18 protein-coding genes and 2 tRNA genes are annotated in these 21,166 nt (G+C 64.1%); 17 read left to right on the forward strand and 3 right to left on the reverse strand.

Features of this window, described 5'->3' with window-relative positions:
- Positions 1-317: 317 nt before the first annotated feature.
- The 8 genes from PV760_RS18730 to PV760_RS18765 all read left to right on the forward strand — a co-directional run bounded on the left by PV760_RS18730 (position 318) and on the right by PV760_RS18765 (position 8,180).
- Complete coding sequence (locus tag PV760_RS18730) at positions 318-1,088, forward strand: MBL fold metallo-hydrolase (RefSeq protein ID WP_354628455.1); 771 nt, start codon at positions 318-320, stop codon at positions 1,086-1,088.
- A gap of 23 nt (positions 1,089-1,111) precedes the next feature.
- Positions 1,112-1,888 (forward strand): fumarylacetoacetate hydrolase family protein, encoded by a 777-nt coding sequence (locus PV760_RS18735; RefSeq protein ID WP_018776247.1) that lies wholly within the window; start codon positions 1,112-1,114, stop codon positions 1,886-1,888.
- A 122-nt stretch (positions 1,889-2,010) separates the two neighbouring features.
- A complete protein-coding gene (gene gltX, locus PV760_RS18740; RefSeq protein WP_018776246.1) occupies positions 2,011-3,531 on the forward strand; it encodes a glutamate--tRNA ligase in 1,521 nt (506 codons plus the stop codon).
- 14 nt (positions 3,532-3,545) lie between these two features.
- Positions 3,546-4,274, forward strand: a complete 729-nt coding sequence (locus PV760_RS18745; RefSeq protein ID WP_018776245.1) for an HAD family hydrolase — start codon at positions 3,546-3,548, stop codon at positions 4,272-4,274.
- A 139-nt stretch (positions 4,275-4,413) separates the two neighbouring features.
- Positions 4,414-4,485 (forward strand) — tRNA-Gln (locus PV760_RS18750).
- Positions 4,486-4,613: 128 nt separating this feature from the next.
- Positions 4,614-4,686 (forward strand) — tRNA-Glu (locus tag PV760_RS18755).
- 96 nt (positions 4,687-4,782) lie between these two features.
- Positions 4,783-6,564: a dynamin family protein gene (locus tag PV760_RS18760; RefSeq protein ID WP_354628438.1), complete on the forward strand. Its 1,782-nt coding sequence runs from the start codon at positions 4,783-4,785 to the stop codon at positions 6,562-6,564.
- Positions 6,561-8,180 carry a GTPase gene (locus PV760_RS18765; protein WP_354628439.1) on the forward strand — a complete coding sequence of 540 codons (1,620 nt, stop codon included), beginning with the start codon at positions 6,561-6,563 and terminating at the stop codon, positions 8,178-8,180. Before PV760_RS18760 ends, PV760_RS18765 begins: the two co-directional genes overlap by 4 nt.
- A gap of 27 nt (positions 8,181-8,207) precedes the next feature.
- On the opposite strand, the gene PV760_RS18770 is transcribed toward PV760_RS18765, so the two are convergent.
- A complete protein-coding gene (locus PV760_RS18770; protein ID WP_354628440.1) occupies positions 8,208-8,744 on the reverse strand; it encodes a DUF1697 domain-containing protein in 537 nt (178 codons plus the stop codon).
- 2 nt (positions 8,745-8,746) lie between these two features.
- Positions 8,747-9,466, reverse strand: coding sequence for an IclR family transcriptional regulator (locus tag PV760_RS18775; protein ID WP_014922101.1), 720 nt, complete (start codon positions 9,464-9,466; stop codon positions 8,747-8,749).
- A gap of 133 nt (positions 9,467-9,599) precedes the next feature.
- On the opposite strand from PV760_RS18775, the gene leuC reads away from it, so the two are divergent.
- The 6 genes from leuC to PV760_RS18805 all read left to right on the forward strand — a co-directional run bounded on the left by leuC (position 9,600) and on the right by PV760_RS18805 (position 16,173).
- Positions 9,600-11,051, forward strand: a complete 1,452-nt coding sequence (gene leuC, locus PV760_RS18780) for a 3-isopropylmalate dehydratase large subunit (RefSeq protein WP_018776241.1) — start codon at positions 9,600-9,602, stop codon at positions 11,049-11,051.
- A gap of 9 nt (positions 11,052-11,060) precedes the next feature.
- Positions 11,061-11,669: a 3-isopropylmalate dehydratase small subunit gene (gene leuD / locus PV760_RS18785; RefSeq protein WP_018776240.1), complete on the forward strand. Its 609-nt coding sequence runs from the start codon at positions 11,061-11,063 to the stop codon at positions 11,667-11,669.
- A gap of 208 nt (positions 11,670-11,877) precedes the next feature.
- On the forward strand, positions 11,878-13,203 hold the full coding sequence (gene murA / locus PV760_RS18790) for a UDP-N-acetylglucosamine 1-carboxyvinyltransferase (RefSeq protein ID WP_026266908.1): 1,326 nt from the start codon (positions 11,878-11,880) through the stop codon (positions 13,201-13,203).
- A gap of 11 nt (positions 13,204-13,214) precedes the next feature.
- Complete coding sequence (locus tag PV760_RS18795) at positions 13,215-13,988, forward strand: lysophospholipid acyltransferase family protein (protein WP_026266907.1); 774 nt, start codon at positions 13,215-13,217, stop codon at positions 13,986-13,988.
- The gene (locus PV760_RS18800) at positions 13,985-15,037 is read left to right on the forward strand and encodes an NAD(P)H-dependent glycerol-3-phosphate dehydrogenase (RefSeq protein WP_018776237.1); all 1,053 of its coding nucleotides are present in this window, start codon (positions 13,985-13,987) and stop codon (positions 15,035-15,037) included. The genes PV760_RS18795 and PV760_RS18800 overlap by 4 nt, the downstream gene beginning before the upstream one ends.
- Positions 15,037-16,173, forward strand: a complete 1,137-nt coding sequence (locus PV760_RS18805; protein ID WP_018776236.1) for a D-alanine--D-alanine ligase family protein — start codon at positions 15,037-15,039, stop codon at positions 16,171-16,173. Before PV760_RS18800 ends, PV760_RS18805 begins: the two co-directional genes overlap by 1 nt.
- A 58-nt stretch (positions 16,174-16,231) precedes the next feature.
- Here PV760_RS18805 and PV760_RS18810 read toward each other — a convergent pair whose 3' ends face one another.
- Positions 16,232-16,741: a DUF3515 family protein gene (locus tag PV760_RS18810; protein WP_026266905.1), complete on the reverse strand. Its 510-nt coding sequence runs from the start codon at positions 16,739-16,741 to the stop codon at positions 16,232-16,234.
- Positions 16,742-16,862: 121 nt separating this feature from the next.
- Here PV760_RS18810 and thiL point away from each other — a divergent pair, with 121 nt between their 5' ends.
- The 3 genes from thiL to PV760_RS18825 are packed head-to-tail and all read left to right on the forward strand — an operon-like array spanning position 16,863 to position 21,151.
- Positions 16,863-17,876, forward strand: a complete 1,014-nt coding sequence (gene thiL / locus PV760_RS18815; RefSeq protein WP_354628441.1) for a thiamine-phosphate kinase — start codon at positions 16,863-16,865, stop codon at positions 17,874-17,876.
- 22 nt (positions 17,877-17,898) lie between these two features.
- Positions 17,899-18,906 (forward strand): DAK2 domain-containing protein, encoded by a 1,008-nt coding sequence (locus PV760_RS18820; protein WP_110503991.1) that lies wholly within the window; start codon positions 17,899-17,901, stop codon positions 18,904-18,906.
- Entirely contained in the window at positions 18,896-21,151 is a 2,256-nt protein-coding gene (locus PV760_RS18825) for an ATP-dependent DNA helicase RecG (RefSeq protein ID WP_018776232.1), read from the forward strand. The genes PV760_RS18820 and PV760_RS18825 overlap by 11 nt, the downstream gene beginning before the upstream one ends.
- The last annotated feature ends 15 nt before the right edge of the window (positions 21,152-21,166 follow it).

Genomic DNA, 21,166 nt, shown 5'->3' on the forward strand with positions numbered 1-21,166 from the left:
GTCGGCACCCAGGCTGGGTGCCGACGTCTGGGCTTTCGCTCTTGTGCGGCTGAGGGAGGGGTGGGTTGAAGGGGGTGGGGTGTGATGGAGGGTTGGGGTTGAAGGGGGTGGGGTGTGAGGGAGGGTTTGGTTGAAGGGGGTGGGGTGTGAGGGAGGGTTTGGTTGAAGGGGGTGGGGTGTGAGGGAGGGTTGGGTTGAAGGGGGTGGGGTGTGATGGAGGGTTGGGGTTGAAGGGGGTGGGGTGTGAGGGAGGGTCAGGAGGATGCCAAGATGGGACTGTGACTTCTGAACCAAAGGCGACTCCAGACCACGCGCCCATGGGCGGCTCCTTGCAGCGCAGCAGCGCATTGACGCGCTTCCGGCTTGCGCCCAACCCCGGCCCGATGAGCCTGGACGGCACCAACTCATACGTCATCGGCGCTCCTGGTTCGGGCACATCAGCCGTTGTGGACCCGGGCCCCCAGGATGAACAGCACTTGGCCGAACTGGCAGCAGCCGGCCGGGTGGAGTTGATCCTGATAACCCATCGCCACGCCGACCACACTGAGGCATCCGCGCGTTTTCATGAGCTGACGGGTGCTCCGGTGCGGGCGATGTCCCCGGAATACTGCCATGGCGGCGAGCCTCTCCGGGACGGTGAGGTCATCAACGCGGGGGAAGTGGAAATCCGTGTGCTGGCAACGCCCGGCCATACCTCGGATTCGGTGTGTTTCCATCTCCCCGACGACGGTCCCCGAGGATCGGTCCTTACGGGCGACACCATTCTGGGCCGGGGCACCACTGTGTTGGACTACCCGGATGGCCGGCTGGGGGACTACCTTGCCAGCTTGGATAAGCTCGAGGCCCTTGGCGGGGCAACACTGCTCCCCGCCCACGGACCTGTTCTTCCAGCACTGGACGGGAAGTGCCGCGAATACCGTGAACATCGGCTGCAGCGTCTTGCGCAGATCAGGGCAGCCCTGGAACAGGTGGGCAAGGACGCAACGATCGCCCAGGTTACGGACGTGGTGTACGCCGACGTCGACCCCTCCGTCAGGTGGGCGGCTGAGACCTCCGTGGCCGCGCAGCTGGAATACCTTCGAAGCTAAGCCGTGACGGTAGGCTTGGGCCCATGCGTATCGCCCGGTTTGTAGTTGATTCTGATCCCCTTTACGGCGTTGTCGAAGGCGAGCCCGGCAGTGAGGAAATCACTGTCATCAACGGCGACCCTTTCTTCAACGGCGTTGAACGTACCCATGTGAAGCACAAGCTGGAGGACGTGCGGCTCCTTGCCCCCATCATTCCCCGCAGTAAGGTCATTGGCGTGGGCAGGAACTTCGCAGAACACGCTGCGGAACTCGGCAATGAAGTGCCGCAGCAGCCGCTGCTTTTCCTCAAGCCGAACACCTCGGTGATCGGCCCGAACGATCCCATAATCCTTCCCGAATTCTCCGAGGAGGTCTCGTTCGAGGCTGAGCTGTGCGTCGTCATTGGCCGCATCTGCAAGGACGTTCCCGAGGACCGCGCGGATGACGTCATCTTCGGCTACACCTGCGGCAACGACCTCACTGCCCGCGATGTCCAGAAAACGGACCTCCAGTGGGCCCGCGCCAAGGGCTTCGATACCTCCGCGCCGCTGGGACCGTGGATCGAAACCGAATTGGATCATGAGGACCTCTCCATCCAGGGGCGCCTCAACGGTGAGCTCCGGCAGGACGGCAGCACCAACCAAATGATTCGTGGCGTTCGTGAGCTCGTATCGATCGTTTCCCACGCGTTCACGCTTCTTCCGGGCGACGTCATCATGACCGGTACCCCGGCGGGTGTCGGTCTTGTCAGCGAAGGCGACCGTTTTGACGTCGAGATCGAAGGCATCGGACGCCTCTCCAACCCCGTCGTTCGCCGCTAGGCGAGCGGACTGAGCAAAACCACGACGGCGGTGCTTGCCTTTCGTACGAAAGGCAAGCACCGCCGTCGTGCGTCTTCGCCCGGGAAACCGAAGCAGTGGCAAGCGGTAAAGTTGGAACTACTATGACTACTGCTTCTGCGTCCACCGCTGCCTCCAGCGCCATTCCTGCCGTCAACGCCGAGACTCCGGTCCGAGTCCGTTTCTGCCCGTCACCCACAGGCACCCCGCACGTTGGCCTGATCCGCACGGCCTTGTTCAACTGGGCTTACGCGCGCCACACCGGCGGCAAGCTGATCTTCCGGATCGAGGACACCGACTCTGCCCGCGACAGCGAAGAGAGCTACCACCAGCTGCTGGATGCGCTCAAGTGGCTCGGCATCAACTGGGATGAAGGTGTGGAGGTCGGCGGCCCGCACGAACCCTACCGCCAGTCGCAGCGCGGCGACATTTACCAGGACGTCATCGCCAAGCTCAAGGCCGGCGGACACGTCTACGAGTCGTACTCCACCCCGGATGAGATCGAAGCCCGCCACCGGGCCGCAGGACGCGATCCCAAGCTGGGCTATGACGGATTCGACCGCCACCTCACGGAAGAGCAGCTCGCGCAGTTCAAGGCCGAGGGCAGGGAAGCCGTCCTGCGCCTGCGCATGCCGGACGAGGACCTGACGTTCAACGACCTGGTTCGCGGCGAGATCACGTTCAAAGCCGGTTCCGTCCCGGACTTCGCAGTGGTCCGCGCCAATGGTGCCCCGCTGTACACATTGGTGAACCCGGTGGACGACGCGCTCATGGGAATCACCCACGTCCTGCGTGGCGAGGACCTGCTGAGCTCCACCCCGCGGCAGATCGCCTTGTACCGGGCGCTGTACGCCATCGGTGTCGCCGAGTACATGCCGGAGTTCGGCCACCTGCCCTACGTCATGGGCCAGGGGAACAAGAAGCTGTCCAAGCGCGACCCCGAGTCGAGCCTGTTCCTCCACCGCGAACGCGGCTTCATTCCTGAGGGCCTGCTGAACTACCTGTCCCTTCTTGGCTGGTCCCTGAGCGCTGACGAAGACATCTTCACGGTGGAGCAGCTGGTGGCCAACTTCGACATCCACGATGTCCTTGGCAACCCTGCGCGCTTCGACATCAAGAAAGCCGAAGCCATCAACGGCACGCACGTCCGGATGCTTGCCCCCGCGGACTTCGAAGAGCGCTTGGTTCCGTACCTTCGTGCAGCCGGTTTCGTGGGGGAGATCCTTACCCCGCGCCAGGAAGAGATCCTCGCCGAGGCAGCCCCGCTGGTCCAGGAACGCATCACCCTGCTGGGAGAGGCTCCGGAGATGCTTGCCTTCCTGTTCAAGGCCGACGACGCCATCGACATTGCGGACGACGCCCGCAAGGGCCTCCCGGCCAACCTGGAGGAAGTTCTGGACGCGGCCCTCGCCGCTTTGGAACCCATCGAAGAGTGGACGGCGGAGAACATCCAGACCGCGCTCAAGCAGGCTTTGGTGGAGGACCTGGGCATCAAGCCCAGGGCTGCGTTCGGACCTGTCCGCACGGCCATCTCCGGTCGTCGTATTTCCCCGCCGCTGTTCGAGTCGATGGTGATCCTGGGCAAGGATTCCTCGTTGGCCCGCGTTCGCGCTTTCCGCGGCTAGGAGAGACACCTGTCATGGCGATTGCAACTGCTTTCGGCGCTATCCGCGGTGTCCTGTTCGACATTGACGACACTCTGGTGGACTTGGAATACGCCATGACGACAGCTTTGCGTGACGTCAGCGAACATCTCCTGCCCGGCCTTGACCAGGCCGGGTGGGTGAAGTTCGGCCGGATCTTCACGCACGAAACAACGCATTTCTACGACCGGTACCTTGCCGGTGAGCTGACCTTCAATGAGCAGCGGCTGCTGCGGGGCAGGGCCGCCCTGGGTCACTTTGGCGTGGAACTCGACGACGGCGAGGACGCGCAAGCGTGGGTGGCCGAGTATCACCAACGCCAGACAGCGTACGTTCGCGCCTTCTCTGATGTTGAAGGCGTGCTGGACGCGCTCGATGCTGCCGGGATCCCTTATGGGGCTGTCAGCAACAACGTGCACGATTACCAGCGTGCCAAGTTGGACGGCGCCGGCCTGTCGCGGATCGGGATCCTGGTGGGGACGGACACTGTGGGTGTCGCCAAACCTGACCCGGCAATCTACCTTGAGGGCGTGCGCCTTCTCGGCACGGAACCGGGGGAGACACTCTACGTAGGCGACAACCGGCTGCTTGATGCCGATGGTGCCGACGCAGCAGGGCTGGTGGGAGTCTGGCTCAACAGGACCGGCGAAGTGGTGGAAGAGTTCACCGGGCGCCAGGTGGATTCCCTCGCGCAATTGCTGGCCAAGACCCCGACGGCCGCCTGAGTTTTCCGTGTGATGCAGGTAACGGCCCGCCGATTTGTGCAGGTGGCGAGACTCCGGTAGAGTCATTACTCGTGCTGAGGGGCACGGAGGGAAAAGCTGAGGGAAACCAAGGCAAGGAACTCCGGTCCGAAAGTCACTTTGGGATATGGTGTAATTGGCAACACTACGGTTTCTGGTACCGTCATTCTAGGTTCGAGTCCTGGTATCCCAGCTCTGAAATTCCGCGTAAATACTCGGAAAATTCGGAACCTCCGATCCGCGAAAGCGATTTGGAGCGAAGCTGAAAGTATGAAATACTCATTCAGCTTGATCGCCGGAAACGGTGACAAAAAAGTGCAAGGCCCCATCGTATAGCGGCCTAGTACGCCGCCCTCTCACGGCGGTAACGCGGGTTCGAATCCCGCTGGGGTCACAATGAATCCCCCGGAACATGTGTTCCGGGGGATTTCTTTTGCCCATTGAGCCTGCCCGGCGCTCGTGAACGGGACGGGGCTGGCATGATGATGCTGTGACCGAACACGCAGACCCGCCGGCAGCCCGGAGCAGCCCTGTGCCCCCGAGTGCGGCAGCCGCCGTCGAAACCCTGGAAGCTGCACGCGCCGGACTTGCGGCCACCACCCTTCCTTTGGCGGTGCCCGAAGTGCAGGAGGCCCGCCAATGGATACGGGAGTCCCTGGCGCAGCTCGATGATTACATCATTCCCCGCTACCGCAGCCTGGACGCGCCGCTGCTGGCCGTCGTCGGCGGTTCAACCGGGGCCGGAAAGTCGACGTTGGTCAATGCCCTGGTGGGGTTTCCGGTGACCCGCTCGGGAGCGATCAGGCCTACAACGCGCCAACCGATCCTTCTGCACCACCCCAACGATGCGGAATGGTTCGAAGGACAGAGGATCCTTCCGAACTTGCAGCGGATCCGGGGAACGGTCTCGTCAGTCCCCGTCCCGGCGAACCAGGCCGGCGCGGCCCCCGACGCCCAGGCGATCACCTCGCTGGTATTGCTGGGGCACCCTGCTGTGGCGCAGGGCATTGCCCTGTTGGATGCCCCGGATGTCGACTCCATTTCCGACGACAACCGCAGACTCGCGGGGCAGCTGCTCGCCGCGGCCGACCTTTGGATCTTCGTCACCACCGCCAACCGCTACGCCGACGCCGTTCCATGGCGTCTGCTCCTTGATGCGGCTTCGCGGGACATCACCGTCGCCGTGGTCCTGGACCGTGTGCCGCCGGCAGCTGAGGACGAAGTCCGGACCGACCTGCAGGCGATGCTGGACCGGCAGGGACTTGGGGAGGCGAAACTCTTTGTCGTGTCCGAAAGCGCGTTGGACGGGCTGGGAATGTTGCCGGAGGGAGCGGTGGACCCTTTGCGCCTGTGGCTCGGTGCCTTGGCCGCCAATGCCGCCGGCCGTGCCGAGGTTGCCCGGCGGACACTCAACGGTGCCGTCAAGGCCGTGAGTCTTCGCCTGGAGGCTGTAGCGGTCGCCACGGCGGCACAGGACGCTGCAGCCCGTGACCTGGAGGGCTCGTGCTCCGAGGAATACGGGCACGCACTGACCCGCATCCTGGAAGCCACCAAGGATGGGGCACTCCTCCGCGGAGAAGTATTGGCCCGTTGGCAGGATTTCGTGGGAACGGGAGAGTTCTTTCGGGCCCTGGAGCAGAACATCGGCCGGATGAGGGACCGCATGGGCGCCTTTTTCCGAGGCGAACCGGCACCGGCTGTAAAGGTGGAGACGGCGATCGAAACAGGGCTGCAGGCAGTGATCCTCGATGAAGCGGCCACTGCTGCTGAAAACGTTGACAGGCGCTGGCGGGCGGACCCGGCTGGCCGCCAACTACTGGGCCACGACGACCTCTCCGGAACCAGCGAAGGCTTCGATGCCAAGGCGGCCGCGGCAATCCGTACTTGGCAGGAAGGCCTGATGGAGATGATCCGGACCCAAGGACAGGGGAAGCGGACCCAGGCCAGGTGGCTGTCCTTCGGGGTCAACGGGCTTGGTGCTGCGCTCATGGTGGTGGTCTTCTCCATGACGGCTGGCCTGAGTGGTCTGGAAATCGGGATCGCGGGCGGCACAGCGGTGGTTGGGCAGAAGCTGCTCGAAGCGGTATTCGGCGAGGATGCTGTCCGTCGCCTTGCCCAGCAGGCCAGGCAGGACCTGCACACGCAGTGCCAGCGCCTGCTGGATGAAGAACGGCTCCGCTTCCTCACCAGGCTCGAGACCGTTCAGCCGGTCTCGGGTCCTGATCTCGCTCTGCACGCCAAGGCCCTCCGCCGGCTGGCAGGGACTGCATGAGCCGCCACAGTCTGGTCCGTGAGTCGTCCGCATTGCAGCGCAGGCTCGAAGCCCTCAATACCGCACGCGAGCTGGCCGAAGGCGTTCTTCCCGATCAGGAACTCCAGTCCGTCTACGACGTTCTGGAGCGGGCAACTTCCCGGCGCTCGTTGTCGGCAGGACATACCGTGGTGGGCTTTTTCGGAGCCACCGGGAGCGGCAAGTCATCCCTGTTCAACGCAGTTTCCGGCAGCGAACTGGCCACCGCGGCTGCGCGGCGGCCCACCACCTCCGAGCCTTTGGCGGGTATCTGGGGTGAGGACGGCAGCGGACCCCTGCTCGATTGGTTGGACGTGAAGGACCGTCATGTACTTCCGCCGGTTGCCGGCTTTGCCGACGAGGACAGTGGGCTGGTGCTCCTGGACCTGCCGGACTTCGATTCCACCCGGGTGGAGAACCGGGAGATTGTCCAACGGATGGTTGGCATGGTGGATGTCCTGGTGTGGGTGATGGACCCGCAGAAATACGCCGATGCCGCGGTGCACAACGACTTCCTCCGGCCCATGGCTACCCACGGCGCCGTCACCTTGGTTGTCCTGAACCAGATCGACAAACTGGGCGCACCGGACGCCGCCGCGGTTCTGGACTCCTTGGAAGGGATCCTCGCACGCGACGGCCTGGGGACCGTCCGCGTGCTGGGCGCGTCGGCGCTGACGGGCGACGGCGTCCCCGCCGTCCGCGGGGCCATCAGGAACGTCGTGGTCCAGCGGGCAGCGACCACGCAGCGCTTGGCAGCCGACGTCGCCAAGGCTGCTGCCGGGTTGTCGAAAGCGTCGGGCGACGGTGAAGCACGCGGGATCAAGGCAAACGCAAGGGCCCGCCTTGCATCGGAACTGGCGACGGCGGCGAACGTCCCTGTGGTGGTGGACGCGGTCCAGCGTTCGTTCCAAAGGGAGTCGGCGCGCAGGACGGGGTGGCCGGTCACACGATGGTTGTTGCGGTTCCGTCCCGATCCCCTGCGGAGGCTGAATCTGGGGCGGAGCGACACCAGGCCCGAATTGAGCCGCACGTCCTTGCCTCCGGCCGGCGCCCCTGAGCGTGCCCGCACGGATGCCGCCGTCCGGGAGTTCGCCGATGAGGCCTCGGCCGGCGCTCCGGGTCCTTGGCGGGCAGCCATTCGCGGGGCAGCGAGGGATGGCCGGGACCAATTGCCCGATGCCTTGGACCAGGCCATTGCCGGAGCGGACCTGAAAACGGCTAAACGTCCCCTCTGGTGGCTGTTGTTCAACACCCTGCAATGGTTGGCCCTCCTCTTGGCGGTCGGCGGGCTGGGCTGGCTCGGAGTCCTGGCAGCCTTGGGCTACTTCCAGATGCCCGTGCCTGAGGTTCCGCGCACGGAGGGGTGGCCGTGGCCCACCTTGATGGTGGCCGGGGGAGTGGCGTTGGGAGTGCTGTTGGCCATTACCGGCCGCATTTTGGGCGGCTGGGCGGCACGCATCAGGGCAGCCGGCGCGGCGAAGCGTCTGAAAGCGGCCGTGGCCGAGGTGGCGGAGCAAAGGATCGTGGAGCCCGTGGGAGTGGAAATCACGCGGTTGAAAGCCTTCAACGCTGCACTGAAAGCCGCGCGCCCGGACTAGGATTCGCCCGGACTAAGGTGCGCCCGGCTAGAGAGCGGCCGCGGCGTCCCTGACTTTGACCAGCGTACGGAGGTTCCGGGTGGTGGTGCTTGCCTTGTAGCGTGGCTTGGCGGAGAGCTTGCTGAACGGGCTGTCCAGGGTGCCGCCTGCAGGTGCCAACCAGGCGGAGGCTTCAGGGCCCAGGCGCACTTGCGTCACGCCCCCCAGTTCTTCGGCTGCTGCAAAGAGCTCGTCAAGCATCGCGGTGTCCGAGGCTAAGGTGATGTAGCTGTGCGTCGACTTGTCATCCGCGGGGTACGGGCAGGCGTCCACAAGTTCGGCGACCCTCTGCGCTGTCAGGACAACCACCCAGGCGTCGTAGCCGAAGGAGTCCCGCAGGCACTGTTCGAACCGGGCCTTGACGTCCTTGGCGCTGAGGTCGCTTTGCAGCACCACATTCCCACTTGCCAACAGGGTCTTGACCTTGGTGAACGGGTAGTCGTGGAGCGCTGCCTTGAGGTCGGCCATCTTGATGTTGATGCCGCCCACATTGATTCCGCGCAGGAATACTGCGTAGCTTTCCATGGCTAGTCGTTGTTCTTCCGCAGCGCCTCAGTCAGGACCCGTGCGGCATTGCACACGACTTCGGCGTGCAGGCGTCCGGGCTGGCGGGTGAGTCGTTCTATCGGACCCGAGATGGACACTGCGGCGATGACCCTGCCGGAGGGTCCGCGCACCGGCGCGGAAACCGAGGCGACTCCGGGCTCGCGTTCGCCGAGGCTCTGACCCCAGCCCCGGCGTCGTACTCCTGCCAGGACGGTGGGCGTGAAGCGGGCGTTCTGCAGTCCCTCAAGGAGCCGGTCGTGGTCTTCCCACGCCAGCAGTACTTGCGCTGCGGAACCGGCTTTCATGGACAGCTGCGTGCCGACGGGAATGGTGTCGCGCAGGCCGATGGGACGTTCTGCCGAAGCCACGCATACGCGCCAGTCACCTTGGCGGCGGAAGATCTGTGCGCTTTCGCCCGTGGCGTCGCGAAGCTGGATGAGGACCGGGCCGGCCGAAGCAATCAACCGGTCTTCGCCGGCGGCGGAAGCAAGCTCGACGAGCCTGCTGCCCAGGACAAAGCGCCCTTGGATGTCGCGGCTGACGAGCCTGTGGTGAACCAGTGCCAGGGCGAGGCGGTGAACCGTGGGGCGGGCGAGCCCGGTGGCTGCTACAAGCTGGGCAAGTGTCGTTGGCCCGGCCTCGAGGGCATCGAGTACTTGGGCCGCTTTATCAATGACACCGACTCCACTAGAATTGTCCATGTAATGATATTGCCGTCTCAATATCTGAGATGCAAGTTGTTTCACTGGCCTATTTCGCAAGCGTGCTGGTTCAGTGGATGAAGAACAGTTCAGTGGATGTAAACCATCCGACCGCAGTGAAGGGAGCAAGGCCGTGGGAAAGACACTGGCCGAGAAAGTCTGGGACGCGCACGTTGTGCGCAAGGGTGAAGGCGAAGGAGCCAATGCCCAGCCCGATCTTCTCTTCATCGACCTTCACCTGGTTCACGAAGTAACATCCCCGCAGGCATTCGAGGGCCTGCGCCTGGCCGGCCGCAAGCTGCGCCGCGTGGACCTGACCATCGCCACGGAGGACCACAACACTCCCACGCTGGACATCGACAAACCGATCGCCGACCTCACCAGCCGCACCCAGATCGAAACCCTGCGCGCCAACTGCAAGGAATTCGGTGTGCGCCTGCACTCCCTGGGTGACAAGGAACAAGGCATCGTCCACGTCGTGGGTCCGCAGCTGGGCCTGACCCAGCCCGGCATGACCGTGGTCTGCGGCGACTCGCACACCTCCACCCATGGCGCCTTCGGTGCACTGGCCATGGGTATCGGCACGTCGGAAGTGGAGCACGTCATGGCCACCCAGACACTGTCCTTGAAGCCGTTCAAGACCATGGCCATCAACGTCGAGGGCACCTTGCGTCCGGGCGTCACTGCCAAGGACATCATCCTCGCAGTCATCGCCAAGATCGGTACCGGCGGTGGCCAGGGCTACGTCCTGGAATACCGTGGTTCGGCTATCCGTGCCCTGTCCATGGACGCCCGCATGACCATCTGCAACATGTCCATCGAGGCCGGCGCACGTGCCGGCATGGTCGCGCCGGACCAGACCACGTACGACTACATGCAGGGCCGCCCCCACGCGCCGGAAGGCGCGGACTGGGATGCCGCCGTCGAGTACTGGAACACGCTGCACACCGACGCCGACGCGACCTTCGACGTCGAGGTGGACCTGGACGCAGACACGCTTGAGCCGTTCGTGACCTGGGGTACCAACCCGGGGCAAGGTGTTTCCCTCTCGGCCAAGGTTCCGTCTCCCGAAGACTTCGGTGACGAGAACGCCAAGGCTGCCGCTGAGCGTGCCTTGCAGTACATGGGCCTGGAAGCCGGGACGCCCATGAAGGACATCCGCGTGGACACCGTGTTCCTGGGGTCCTGCACGAACTCCCGCATCGAGGACCTGCGCGCTGCAGCGGATATCATCCGGGGCCGGGAGAAGGATCCGAAGGTACGGATGCTGGTGGTTCCCGGATCGGCGCGCGTCCGCCTGGAAGCCGAGGCCGAGGGCCTGGACAAGGTCTTCAAGGACTTCGGTGCCGAATGGCGCTTTGCCGGCTGCTCCATGTGCCTGGGCATGAACCCGGACCAGCTGGAACCGGGGGAGCGTTGCGCCTCAACGTCCAACCGCAACTTCGAGGGCCGCCAAGGCAAGGGCGGCCGCACACACCTGGTCTCGCCCGTGGTGGCTGCAGCGACTGCCGTCCGCGGCACGCTGAGCTCGCCGTCGGACCTTGAGTCCGCCGCCACAGGCACTTTGACCGGAATCGCAGTCTAGGAGGATCCCATGGAAGCTTTCACAACCCACACCGGCATCGGGGTCCCGCTGCGCCAAAGCAACGTGGACACCGACCAGATCATCCCCGCCGTGTACCTCAAGCGAATCACCCGTACCGGGTTCGAGGACGCCCTGTTCGCCGCGTGGCGCAAGGACGAGTCTTTCATCCTGAACCAGGCCCCGTTCAACGCCGGTTCCGTGCTGGTGGCAGGCCCGGACTTCGGTACCGGCTCATCACGTGAACACGCCGTTTGGGCCTTGAAGGACTACGGCTTCAAAGCAGTCCTCTCGTCCCGTTTCGCCGATATCTTCCGCGGCAACTCCGGCAAGCAAGGACTCCTCGCAGCACAGCTTGCGCAGGACGACATTGAACTGATCTGGAAGGTCCTGGAGAACGCTCCCGGTACCGAGGTGAAGGTGGACCTGGTCAGCAAGACGGTCGAGTGCGGCAATGTGGTGGCACCGTTCGACATTGACGACTACACCCGCTGGCGCCTGCTGGAAGGCCTGGACGACATCGGCCTGACCCTCCAGCACGAAGAAGACATCACCGCATACGAAGCCACCCGGCCGTCGTTCAAACCCCGGACGATCCCGGCGAAAGTCGATGCCCGTTAGCCGCTGACCCTTCATCGGAATTTCCGCTGGCAGAGGACCGCCGGACCCCCTTGTGAGGGTCCGGCGGTCCTTTTTTGCGGGAGTTCGGCCTGGGCCGGATCCGTACGGCGCGGGGCGGGTCCATTTCGGTTCGGTTACGTGAGCTTCTATGCTTAGCTGGAGCCTTTGTAAGTTTGGGGGGCGAGTAGTCGTGAGGAAACCGGTATAGATGAGTAGTGTTCTGACAATCCGCGGTGGGGTCCCGTTAACTGGACGAGTGACCGTTCGCGGTGCCAAGAACCTGGTGCCCAAGGCGATGGTGGCCGCGTTGCTGGGCAGCGAGCCATCGGTGCTGAGGAACGTGCCGGAAATCAAGGACGTCGAGGTCGTCACCAGCCTTCTGAAGCTGCATGGTGTGACTGTCGTCAAAGATCCGGAGTCGGGTGACCTCACCCTGGATCCGAAGGACGCCAAGACGGCCTCCAGCACTGCAATCGACGCACACGCCGGCGATTCAAGGATCCCCATTTTGCTGTGCGGACCGCTGATCCATGCGATCGGTGAGGCCTTCATCCCGGATCTCGGTGGTTGCAAGATCGGTGACCGGCCCATTGACTACCACCTGAATGTCCTTCGCCAGTTTGGTGCCGTGGTGGAAAAGCGCCCCGGGGGCATCCACATTTCGGCCCCCCACGGCCTGCACGGCGCCAAGATTTCCTTGCCCTACCCGTCCGTGGGGGCTACGGAGCAGGTTCTGCTCAGTGCAACGCGGGCCGAAGGCATCACGGAGCTTATTGGTGCGGCAACCGAGCCGGAGATCATTGACCTCATCGCTGTCCTCCAGAAGATGGGCGCCATCATCAGCGTCCAGACTGACCGGACCATCCGCATCGAGGGCGTCAAGGACCTGCGCGGGTACAACCACCGTGCACTCCCTGACCGCAACGAGTCCGCTTCCTGGGCCTCGGCTGCGTTGGTAACCCGCGGGGATATCTTCGTTGAAGGTGCTTCCCAGCGGGACATGATGACGTTCCTGAACACCTACCGAAAAGTGGGCGGCGGAATGGACATCGGCGACGACGGCATCCGTTTCTACCACCAGGGTGGAAAGCTCAGCCCGCTTGTCCTGGAGACGGACGTGCACCCGGGCTTCATGACCGACTGGCAGCAACCGCTGGTGGTCGCGCTGACCCAGGCCGATGGCGTGTCAATTGTCCATGAGACCGTTTACGAGAACCGTTTTGGTTTCACCGAGGCTTTGGCCCGCATGGGGGCAAACATCCAGGTGCACCGCGAATGCCTTGGCAGCGTGCCCTGCCGCTTCGGCCAGCGGAACTTCCTCCACTCCGCGGTGATCTCCGGCCCCACGCCCCTGAGGGGCACCGACATTGACATCCCGGACCTTCGCGGCGGCTTCAGCCACCTCATTGCAGCGCTGGCAGCAACAGGAACCTCCAAGGTCACCGGGATCGATATCATCAACCGCGGTTACGAGCGCTTCACCGAGAAGCTGGCCGCCCTGGGCGCCGATTTCGACATCACCACCATCAAGTAGCGGGGGATCCTTTGAAGGAATCGGCCACGAGCCGTGCCATGTTCATATTGCTGGCGGGCCTTGCCCGTCCGGCGATGAATATGTTGATGGCAAAGAAGTGGGAAGGCATCGGGAAACTTCCCGCGGGCGGTTTCATCGCCGTGCCCAACCACTGCACCGAGATTGATCCCATTGTTGTGGGACACCTGGTGTACAACCAGAAGCGGCCACCCCACTTCCTGGCAAAAGCGGGGCTCTTCAAGGTGCCCGTACTGGGCAGCCTGCTGCGGGCCACGAAACAAATCCCGGTTGAACGCTCGACGGCGGGTGCGAACCGCTCGCTGCAACTGGCCAAGGAGGTGGTGGACGCCGGTGGCGCCATCATCATCTATCCCGAGGGAACCCTGACCAGGGATCCCGACCTGTGGCCGATGAAGGGCCACACCGGGGCCGCCCGCCTTGCCCTGCAAACAGGAGCACCGGTAGTACCCATGGCCCATTGGGGCGCACAGGAGGTCTTCCCCCGGTACGCCAAGCGCTTCCATGTCTTTCCCCGGAAGACCGTCCGCGTGCTGGTGGGTGAACCTGTGGACTTGAGTTCCTTCGCCGACCGGCCACTCGACCGGGCCACGCTCACCGAGGCCACGGACGTGATCATGGACGCCATCACAGCCCTCCTGGAGACGCTTCGTGGCGAAAAAGCGCCGGCTGAACGCTGGGACCCCGCGCTCCACAAACAAAGCAAGCATGGCCGTTTCGTTGAGGGGGCACCCTCCGAGACCCAGGATCCGGAGGCCGGCAAGTGACCGTGATCGAAAGCGCCGGTTTTGTTCCCGGCACTGTGGCCGTTCTGGGTGCAGGGTCCTGGGGTACTACGTTCGCGAAGATCCTGGCTGACGCAGCCATTGCGGCCGGTGTCGAGCGCAGCATCCGCATCTGGGGGCGCCGCGCCGAAGTAGTGGAGCAGATCAATACACTTCACCGCAACGAGCAGTACCTGAAGGACATTGACCTCCCGGCCTCCATCACAGCGTCCACGGATGTGGCAGAGGTGCTGAAGGATGCCACCCTCGTGGTGCTCGCTGTACCTGCACAGTCGTTGAGGCCGCAGTTGGGTGATTGGAAACCGCTGTTGTCGTCCGACGCCGTGGTTGTTTCCCTCATGAAGGGCCTGGAACTGGGCACGGACGCCCGCATGAGTGAAGTCATTGCGCAGGAACTTGGTCTTTCGGAGAGCCGCGTCGCTGTGGTTTCCGGACCCAACCTGGCCATGGAAATTGCCAGGGAACAACCGACTGCCTCCGTTGTTGCGTGCAGCGACGCCGATACGGCGGCTGCTATAGCCCTGTGCTGCACCGCGCCCTACTTCCGCCCCTACACCAGCACGGACGTGGTCGGCGTCGAGATCGGCGGCATCGTCAAGAACGTGATTGCCCTGGCGGTCGGAATCTGCGAGGGCCGGCAAATGGGCGACAACACCAAGGCGTCAGTGATAACCCGCGGACTCGCGGAAACGTCCCGGCTGGCTCTTGCCCTGGGCGGCGAAGCCCACACCATGGCCGGACTTGCCGGACTCGGAGACCTCGTGGCCACGTGCTCGTCTGCGCTCTCCCGGAATCACACTGCCGGCCGCCTGCTGGGTGAAGGCCTCAGCCTGGTGCAGGTGGCCGAACAGATGACCCAGACCGCTGAAGGCATCAAGTCCGGCCCCGCCGTGCATGAACTGGCGGGGAAACTGAATGTAGAAATGCCCATCACCGCAGCCGTAGTGGCCGTGCTTGAAGGCAGAATGTCCGTTGATGACCTGGGGCCGCGCTTGCTGGCCCGGGCACTGAAGTCCGAAGGCGACTACTGATGGTGACTGAAGAACCCACACCCGTGAAGGCGAAACCCCGCGTGGCGATCCTCTTTGGGGGCCGCTCAAGCGAACACGCTGTCAGCTGCGTCACGGCAGCTGGCGTCATGGGAGCCATCGACACCAACAAGTACGAGGTCATCCCTATCGGCATCGCGAAGTCGGGCCAGTGGGTTTTGGCTTCTGGAGATACCAGCCAGTGGTCCTTGAGCTCCAGGTCGCTTCCCGAGGTAGCGGCGTCAGGGCAGACTGTGACGTTGGCCGAAGTCGGCGGTGAGCACCAATTGATCGTCACAGAGCCCAACGCCGTCCCCCGGGAGCTGGGCTCCGTTGACGTCGTGTTCCCATTGCTGCATGGCCCGTGGGGTGAGGACGGAACAATCCAGGGCCTCTTGGAGTTGTCCGACACGCGCTACGTAGGCGCAGGCGTCCTGGCCTCCGCAGTGGGCATGGACAAGCACTTCATGAAGGTTGTCTTCGAAGCCGCCGGGCTGAAGGTGGGTCCCTACGTAGCCGTGACGGACCGCGAATGGGTGACCGACGCCGAGGCCGTGCGCAAACGCGTGGACAAGCTTGGTTTCCCGGTCTTCGTCAAGCCCGCCCGCGCGGGTTCTTCCATGGGAATTTCGAAGGTTGACTCCCTGGACGGCCTGGATGCCGCCGTCGAGGAAGCCCGCCGCCATGACCTGAAGCTCGTTATCGAAGCCGGGATTGTGGGACGTGAAATCGAGTGTGCCGTCCTGCAAGGACGCGGCACCGACGCTCCCCGCACGTCAATGCCCGGTGAAATTGCCGTGGCGGCCGGGGAACACGATTTCTACGACTTCGCTGCCAAGTATGTGGAGGACGGGGCCGCCGCACTCAGCTGCCCGGCCGACATGCCCGACGAAGCCATTGCCCGCGTCAGGGAACTGGCCGCCGTCGCTTTCGACGCCGTAGGCGCGGAAGGCCTCAGCCGTGTGGACTTCTTCTACACCCCGTCCGGCGAGCTGATCATCAACGAGATCAACACCATGCCTGGCTTCACTCCCAAGAGCATGTACCCGCAGATGTGGGCAGCCTCCGGACTGTCCTACGCCGAATTGATCGATGAACTGATCCACTTGGCGCTGACCCGGAAAACGGGCCTGCGCTAAGCTCACGATGCTTGGGCACTGCCTGCCTTGGCAGGCAGGCGGGGCCCAAGCATCGCCGCTATTTGCCTGTCGGCAGGTTCTGCAGGTCTTCCTGGCCTACACACTTGCCGCTGGCCTTGATTTTTCCGACGGCGGCGGCGAGCTCGGTCAGGACAGTTGCGGAGCTGATGTTGGCAGCCTCCAGTTTGACCGGGTCGACCAGGATTTCCGTGGCGGGCTCGCGGCCGAACGTGGTCAGCGTGTACACGGGGTCGCCCTCCTTGATGACCCAATCGATGTTATTGACGCTGACACAGCGGTCCGTCGTGGGTCCGGGGACATTCACACCACAGCGCAGGATGATCTGGGACGGATCGCCCCATGCTGCCGTCGCCTGGCTGTTGGTCTTGCGGAGGGCAGCATCGCCGATCTTGTCGGGCAGGGCCACCATCATGGGGGCGCAGGCAGGGTTGGCGGCGTCCGCTGCAGCAGTGACGTCAACGGCAGGTGAACAGGCCGACAAAGCGAGCACGGATGCAGAGGCCAGGGAAATGGCCATGGCAGTCCTGTGGAGGGTCTTTCGATGCATCCTTCCAGCCTATCCCGCATGGACTGCCTGCCCGACGTGGGTAGCGCGGGTCACATTCCGCGAAGCCGCCGCAGGGGCAGCCCGTCATTATTGTGTCGGTGGATCGCGATAGCGTAGAACCGTGCCCGCAGAACAAGTGACCGTCCAAGACCTTTCGGAGTCCGAGCTCCTCGCCCGGATCTTTCCCCGGCTGAATAGCAGCCCCGGCGTCCTGCTGGGACCCGGTGATGATGCAGCCCTCGTAGCGGCCCCGGACGGCCGCGCCCTGATTTCCATAGATACCCAAACGCAGGACCAGGACTTCAGGCTGCAGTGGAACAACGGCTACAGGACCAGCGGCTACGACGTCGGCTGGAAGGCCGCGGCGCAGAACCTCAGTGACATCAATGCCATGGGAGGCACTGCCACCTCGCTGGTGGTGAGCCTGACCATGCCGCCGTCCACTCCCGTCGATTGGGTGGAGGCTTTTGCGGACGGCGTCACTGCAGCCATCGTCGAGCTGGGGGCACCGGACTGCTCTGTTGCCGGAGGGGACCTCGGCCGGGGCCGGGAACTCGCCGTGACGGTCGCCGTCGTCGGAACTCTTGCCGGAATGGCGCCGGTGCTGCGCTCTGGCGCCCGGCCAGGGGATGTGGCGGCGGTTGCCGGCACGCTCGGCCGGGCAGCCGCAGGCTGGGCGTTGCTTGAAAGCGATGTCCCGCTTGAGAAGCTTGACGAGGAGCTGAGGGGCTTCGTGGGGAACCAGTGCAGGCCTCTGCCGCCGCTGGCAGCAGGACCGCTTGCTGCGAGGACCGGCGCCACTGCAATGCTGGACATCTCCGACGGTCTGTTGCGCGACGGCGCCCGGCTGGCCACCGCCAGTGGTGCCGTGCTGGACTTCGATCCCATCGCGTTGAAAAAGTATGCCGCCGTGCTGGAACCGGCAGCTGCCTTGCTGGGTGCCGACGCCATGGCATGGGTCCTTGGCGGGGGAGAAGACCATGGCTTGCTGGCCACGTTCCCAGCCGGTATTCAGCTGCCGCAGGGCTTCACTGCGATAGGCTCAGTTCAAGCCGTTGTCGAGCCGCCAGGCAGCGGCGTCCGGATTGCCGGGCATGCTGCTGACACCGTTGGATGGGATCACTTTGCAGACTAAGATCGCCGCGAATGCGCACGCCATGAAACGTTGGCTCGGCAAGGCGGAGGTGGTCCTCGGAAACCACAGCGACCGCCTTAATGCGATCAACATCTTTCCCGTTGCCGACGGCGACACGGGCACAAACCTGTATCTCACGGTCCGTGCTGCCGTTTCTGCCTTGGATGGACCTACCGTTGCGGCGTCAGAATCAGGCCACGATGTTGGCGCGGTTCTGTCAAAGGCCGGCCAGGCAGCCATGGAGCAAGCGCGGGGGAATTCGGGAACGTTGTTCGCTGTCTTCCTGTGCGCGGCCGCTGAACCTTTGGCAGGCAAAACACGCCTTAGTGCCCCGCTCCTGGCTACCGCACTGAACAGGGCCCAGATACGTGCCTGGTCCGCGCTCAGCGAGCCCGTGGCAGGAACCATGCTTTCAGTCCTGGAAGCCGCCGCCCATGCCGCACAGCGGGTTGACGCAGAGCAGGACGGCGACGACAGCAACCATGCGCTTGGGTTGTCGCTCGATGCCGTGGTGGAAGCTGCCTACCAAGCCGTTCTTCGCACCGAGGATGAGCTCGCCCAGTTGCAGGAAGCGCACGTGGTCGACGCCGGCGGCGTGGGCATGCTCCTGGTATTGGACTGTCTTCGTTCCGCAGTGCTCGGCGAGGAACTGCAGGACGAAATGCTGGACAACCTGCACGGCTACAAGCTGCAGGATCCACACATCCATGAGCACATGCCGGCAGATGACGGCGTGGAGGTCATGTGCACCATCAGCCTTTCCCCGCTCAACGCTGCCATCCTGCGGCAAAGGCTGGATGAGATGGGCGACTCCGTCATCATGAGCCAGGTCGGGGGTGCCCGGAACGACGACGACGATGACGAGGAATCGCCGATGGAGGCCAGTTACCGTTGGCGTGTCCACGTCCACGTTCCGGATCCCGCTCCGGCCGTGGAACTGATCCGCTCGCTCGGGGAACCGAGCGATATCGCCGTCAGCCAGCTTGCCCTGCCCCGGCATGATTCAGACCAGCCACGGCATGATTACTGAACTGGAACTGCCCCTCGAACGCAGGATCGGTAAGCGGTCCGCGGCAGTTATCGATAAACACCTGGGCCTCAAATCAACCGGTGCCCTGCTGAACTACTTCCCGCGGCGTTACCTGAGCCGCGGAGAGCTGACGCCCATCAGCAACCTGCCGTTGGACGAGGAAGTCACGCTCATCGCCCGCGTCCTGTCCAACAGCACCCGCCAGATGCGCGCCCGCCGTGGTTCCATCACAGATGTCGTCGTCACCGATGAGGCCGGCGGAAGCGGTGTCGCGGGGACCCTGAAGGTGAGTTTCTTCAACGGGTTCCGCGCCAAGGCGGAGCTGCTGGCCGGTCGCCGGGCCATGTTTTCGGGGAAGGTGACACGCTACGGTGGGGCTCTTGGCCTGACCAACCCCGACTTCCTGTTGCTCGATGAGGACCCTGAAGCCGAAGGCTCCGTGGACCCTGCGAAGCTGGCCGCCATGCCTATTCCGGTGTACCCGGCGACAGCCAAACTGACCAGTTGGTCAATTCACAAAGTGATCACTGCGCTCCTGCAGACCATGGACCTTGACGGGCTGGAGGACCCGATCCCGGCGCATCTTGCCGGGAGGGACGGTTTGCTGAGCGTCGCTGAGGCGTATCGGCTGATCCACTCGCCGGAGACCTCCAAGGACTGGCAACGGGCGCAGGAACGATTCCGATACCAGGAAGCTTTGGTCCTGCAGACTGCCTTGGCGAGGAGGCGCGCCCAGCTTGCGGCCGAGGAAGCCACAGCCAGGCGACCGCTGCCCGGGGGCCTCCTCAGCACCTTCGACCGGAACCTTCCGTTCACGCTGACCGCCGGCCAGTCCGCCGTCGGAAAGACCCTGGCCGAGGAGCTGGGCCGGGATACGCCCATGAACCGGCTCCTGCAAGGCGAAGTGGGTTCCGGCAAAACAATCGTTGCCCTGCGCGCCATGCTCCAAGTCGTGGATGCCGGAGGCCAGGCCGCGCTCCTCGCACCCACCGAGGTCCTTGCCGCCCAGCATTTCGATTCAATCCGCCGGACCCTGGGCCCACTTGCCCGCGACCATATTTTTGGCGGGGCAGGCATGCTCGGCGGAGACTCCGGGCAGCAAGCCGTCCAGGTAACCTTGCTGACCGGTTCCATGCCCACCGCGGCACGAAAGCAGGCAATGCTTGATGCGGCGTCCGGGAATGCCGGGATCGTCATCGGCACGCATGCCCTGCTGAGTGACAAGACGAGTTTCCAGGATCTCGGCCTGATTGTGGTCGATGAGCAGCACCGCTTCGGGGTGGAGCAGCGCGATGCCCTCCGGGCAAAAGCACAACGTCCTCCCCACTTGCTGGTGATGACGGCAACTCCCATTCCGCGTACCGTCGCCATGACTGTGTTCGGTGACCTTGAGACCTCCATCCTTGACGAGCTTCCCGCCGGGCGCGCCCCTATCTCCACGCACGTGGTGGGGCTCTCGGAAAACCCGGGTTGGGCTGACCGCATCTGGAAGCGGTCGCGCGAGGAAGTCGACGCGGGACACCAGGTCTATGTGGTGTGCCCCAAGATCGGATCGGACGACGACGGCGACTTCAGTCCCGGCGAATCGGAACCGAGCGAAGCGGAACTCCAGGACGAGGGCGGGGCGAGGGAGCTCGCGTCGGTGACTGCCGTCGTCGAGGGCCTCCTGCAGGAGCCGTCCCTGGCTGGTGTTCCAGTGGCACCCCTGCACGGACGGCAGGATCCGCAAATGAAGTCTGAAACCATGGCGTCTTTTGCGTCCAATGAGACCAAGGTCCTGGTTTCCACCACTGTCATCGAAGTGGGCGTGGATGTCCACAACGCCACGTTGATGGTGATCCTTGATGCTGACCGTTTCGGCATTTCCCAGCTCCACCAATTGCGGGGACGTGTGGGGCGCGGCGGGCTTCCGGGCACGTGCCTGCTGGTGACCACCCTGGAGCCCGGGCATCCGAGCCGGCGCCGCCTGGAGGCGGTTGCGTCCACTACCGACGGTTTTGAATTGTCGCAGGAGGACCTCAAGCTGCGCCGTGAAGGCGACATCCTGGGGGCGTCACAGTCCGGCGGACGCTCCACTTTGAAGCTGCTCCGGGTCCTTGAGCACGAGGACATCATTGCCCGTGCAAGGGCCGACGCCCAATCCCTGGTGGCGGACGATCCCGCGTTGGCGGACCAGCCCGCGCTTGCCGCCGCGATAGATCAGTACCTGAACCCTGAGAAGGAGGCGTTCCTTGAACGCGGTTAGAAGCCCCGGCAAAGG

Origin of the sequence: Paenarthrobacter sp. CC6 (genome assembly GCF_040560085.1) — a bacterium.
Lineage (GTDB): Bacteria > Actinomycetota > Actinomycetes > Actinomycetales > Micrococcaceae > Arthrobacter > Arthrobacter nicotinovorans.

Coding starts and splice junctions, on each gene's coding strand:
- PV760_RS18730 (WP_354628455.1), top strand. CDS start 318: ATGGGCGGCTCCTTGCAGCGCAGCAGCGCATTGACGCGCTTCCGGCTT.
- PV760_RS18735 (WP_018776247.1), top strand. CDS start 1,112: ATGCGTATCGCCCGGTTTGTAGTTGATTCTGATCCCCTTTACGGCGTT.
- gltX (WP_018776246.1), top strand. CDS start 2,011: ATGACTACTGCTTCTGCGTCCACCGCTGCCTCCAGCGCCATTCCTGCC.
- PV760_RS18745 (WP_018776245.1), top strand. CDS start 3,546: ATGGCGATTGCAACTGCTTTCGGCGCTATCCGCGGTGTCCTGTTCGAC.
- PV760_RS18765 (WP_354628439.1), top strand. CDS start 6,561: ATGAGCCGCCACAGTCTGGTCCGTGAGTCGTCCGCATTGCAGCGCAGG.
- PV760_RS18770 (WP_354628440.1), bottom strand. CDS start 8,744: ATGGAAAGCTACGCAGTATTCCTGCGCGGAATCAATGTGGGCGGCATC.
- PV760_RS18775 (WP_014922101.1), bottom strand. CDS start 9,466: ATGGACAATTCTAGTGGAGTCGGTGTCATTGATAAAGCGGCCCAAGTA.
- leuD (WP_018776240.1), top strand. CDS start 11,061: ATGGAAGCTTTCACAACCCACACCGGCATCGGGGTCCCGCTGCGCCAA.
- murA (WP_026266908.1), top strand. CDS start 11,878: ATGAGTAGTGTTCTGACAATCCGCGGTGGGGTCCCGTTAACTGGACGA.
- PV760_RS18805 (WP_018776236.1), top strand. CDS start 15,037: ATGGTGACTGAAGAACCCACACCCGTGAAGGCGAAACCCCGCGTGGCG.
- PV760_RS18810 (WP_026266905.1), bottom strand. CDS start 16,741: ATGCATCGAAAGACCCTCCACAGGACTGCCATGGCCATTTCCCTGGCC.
- PV760_RS18820 (WP_110503991.1), top strand. CDS start 17,899: ATGAAACGTTGGCTCGGCAAGGCGGAGGTGGTCCTCGGAAACCACAGC.
- PV760_RS18825 (WP_018776232.1), top strand. CDS start 18,896: ATGATTACTGAACTGGAACTGCCCCTCGAACGCAGGATCGGTAAGCGG.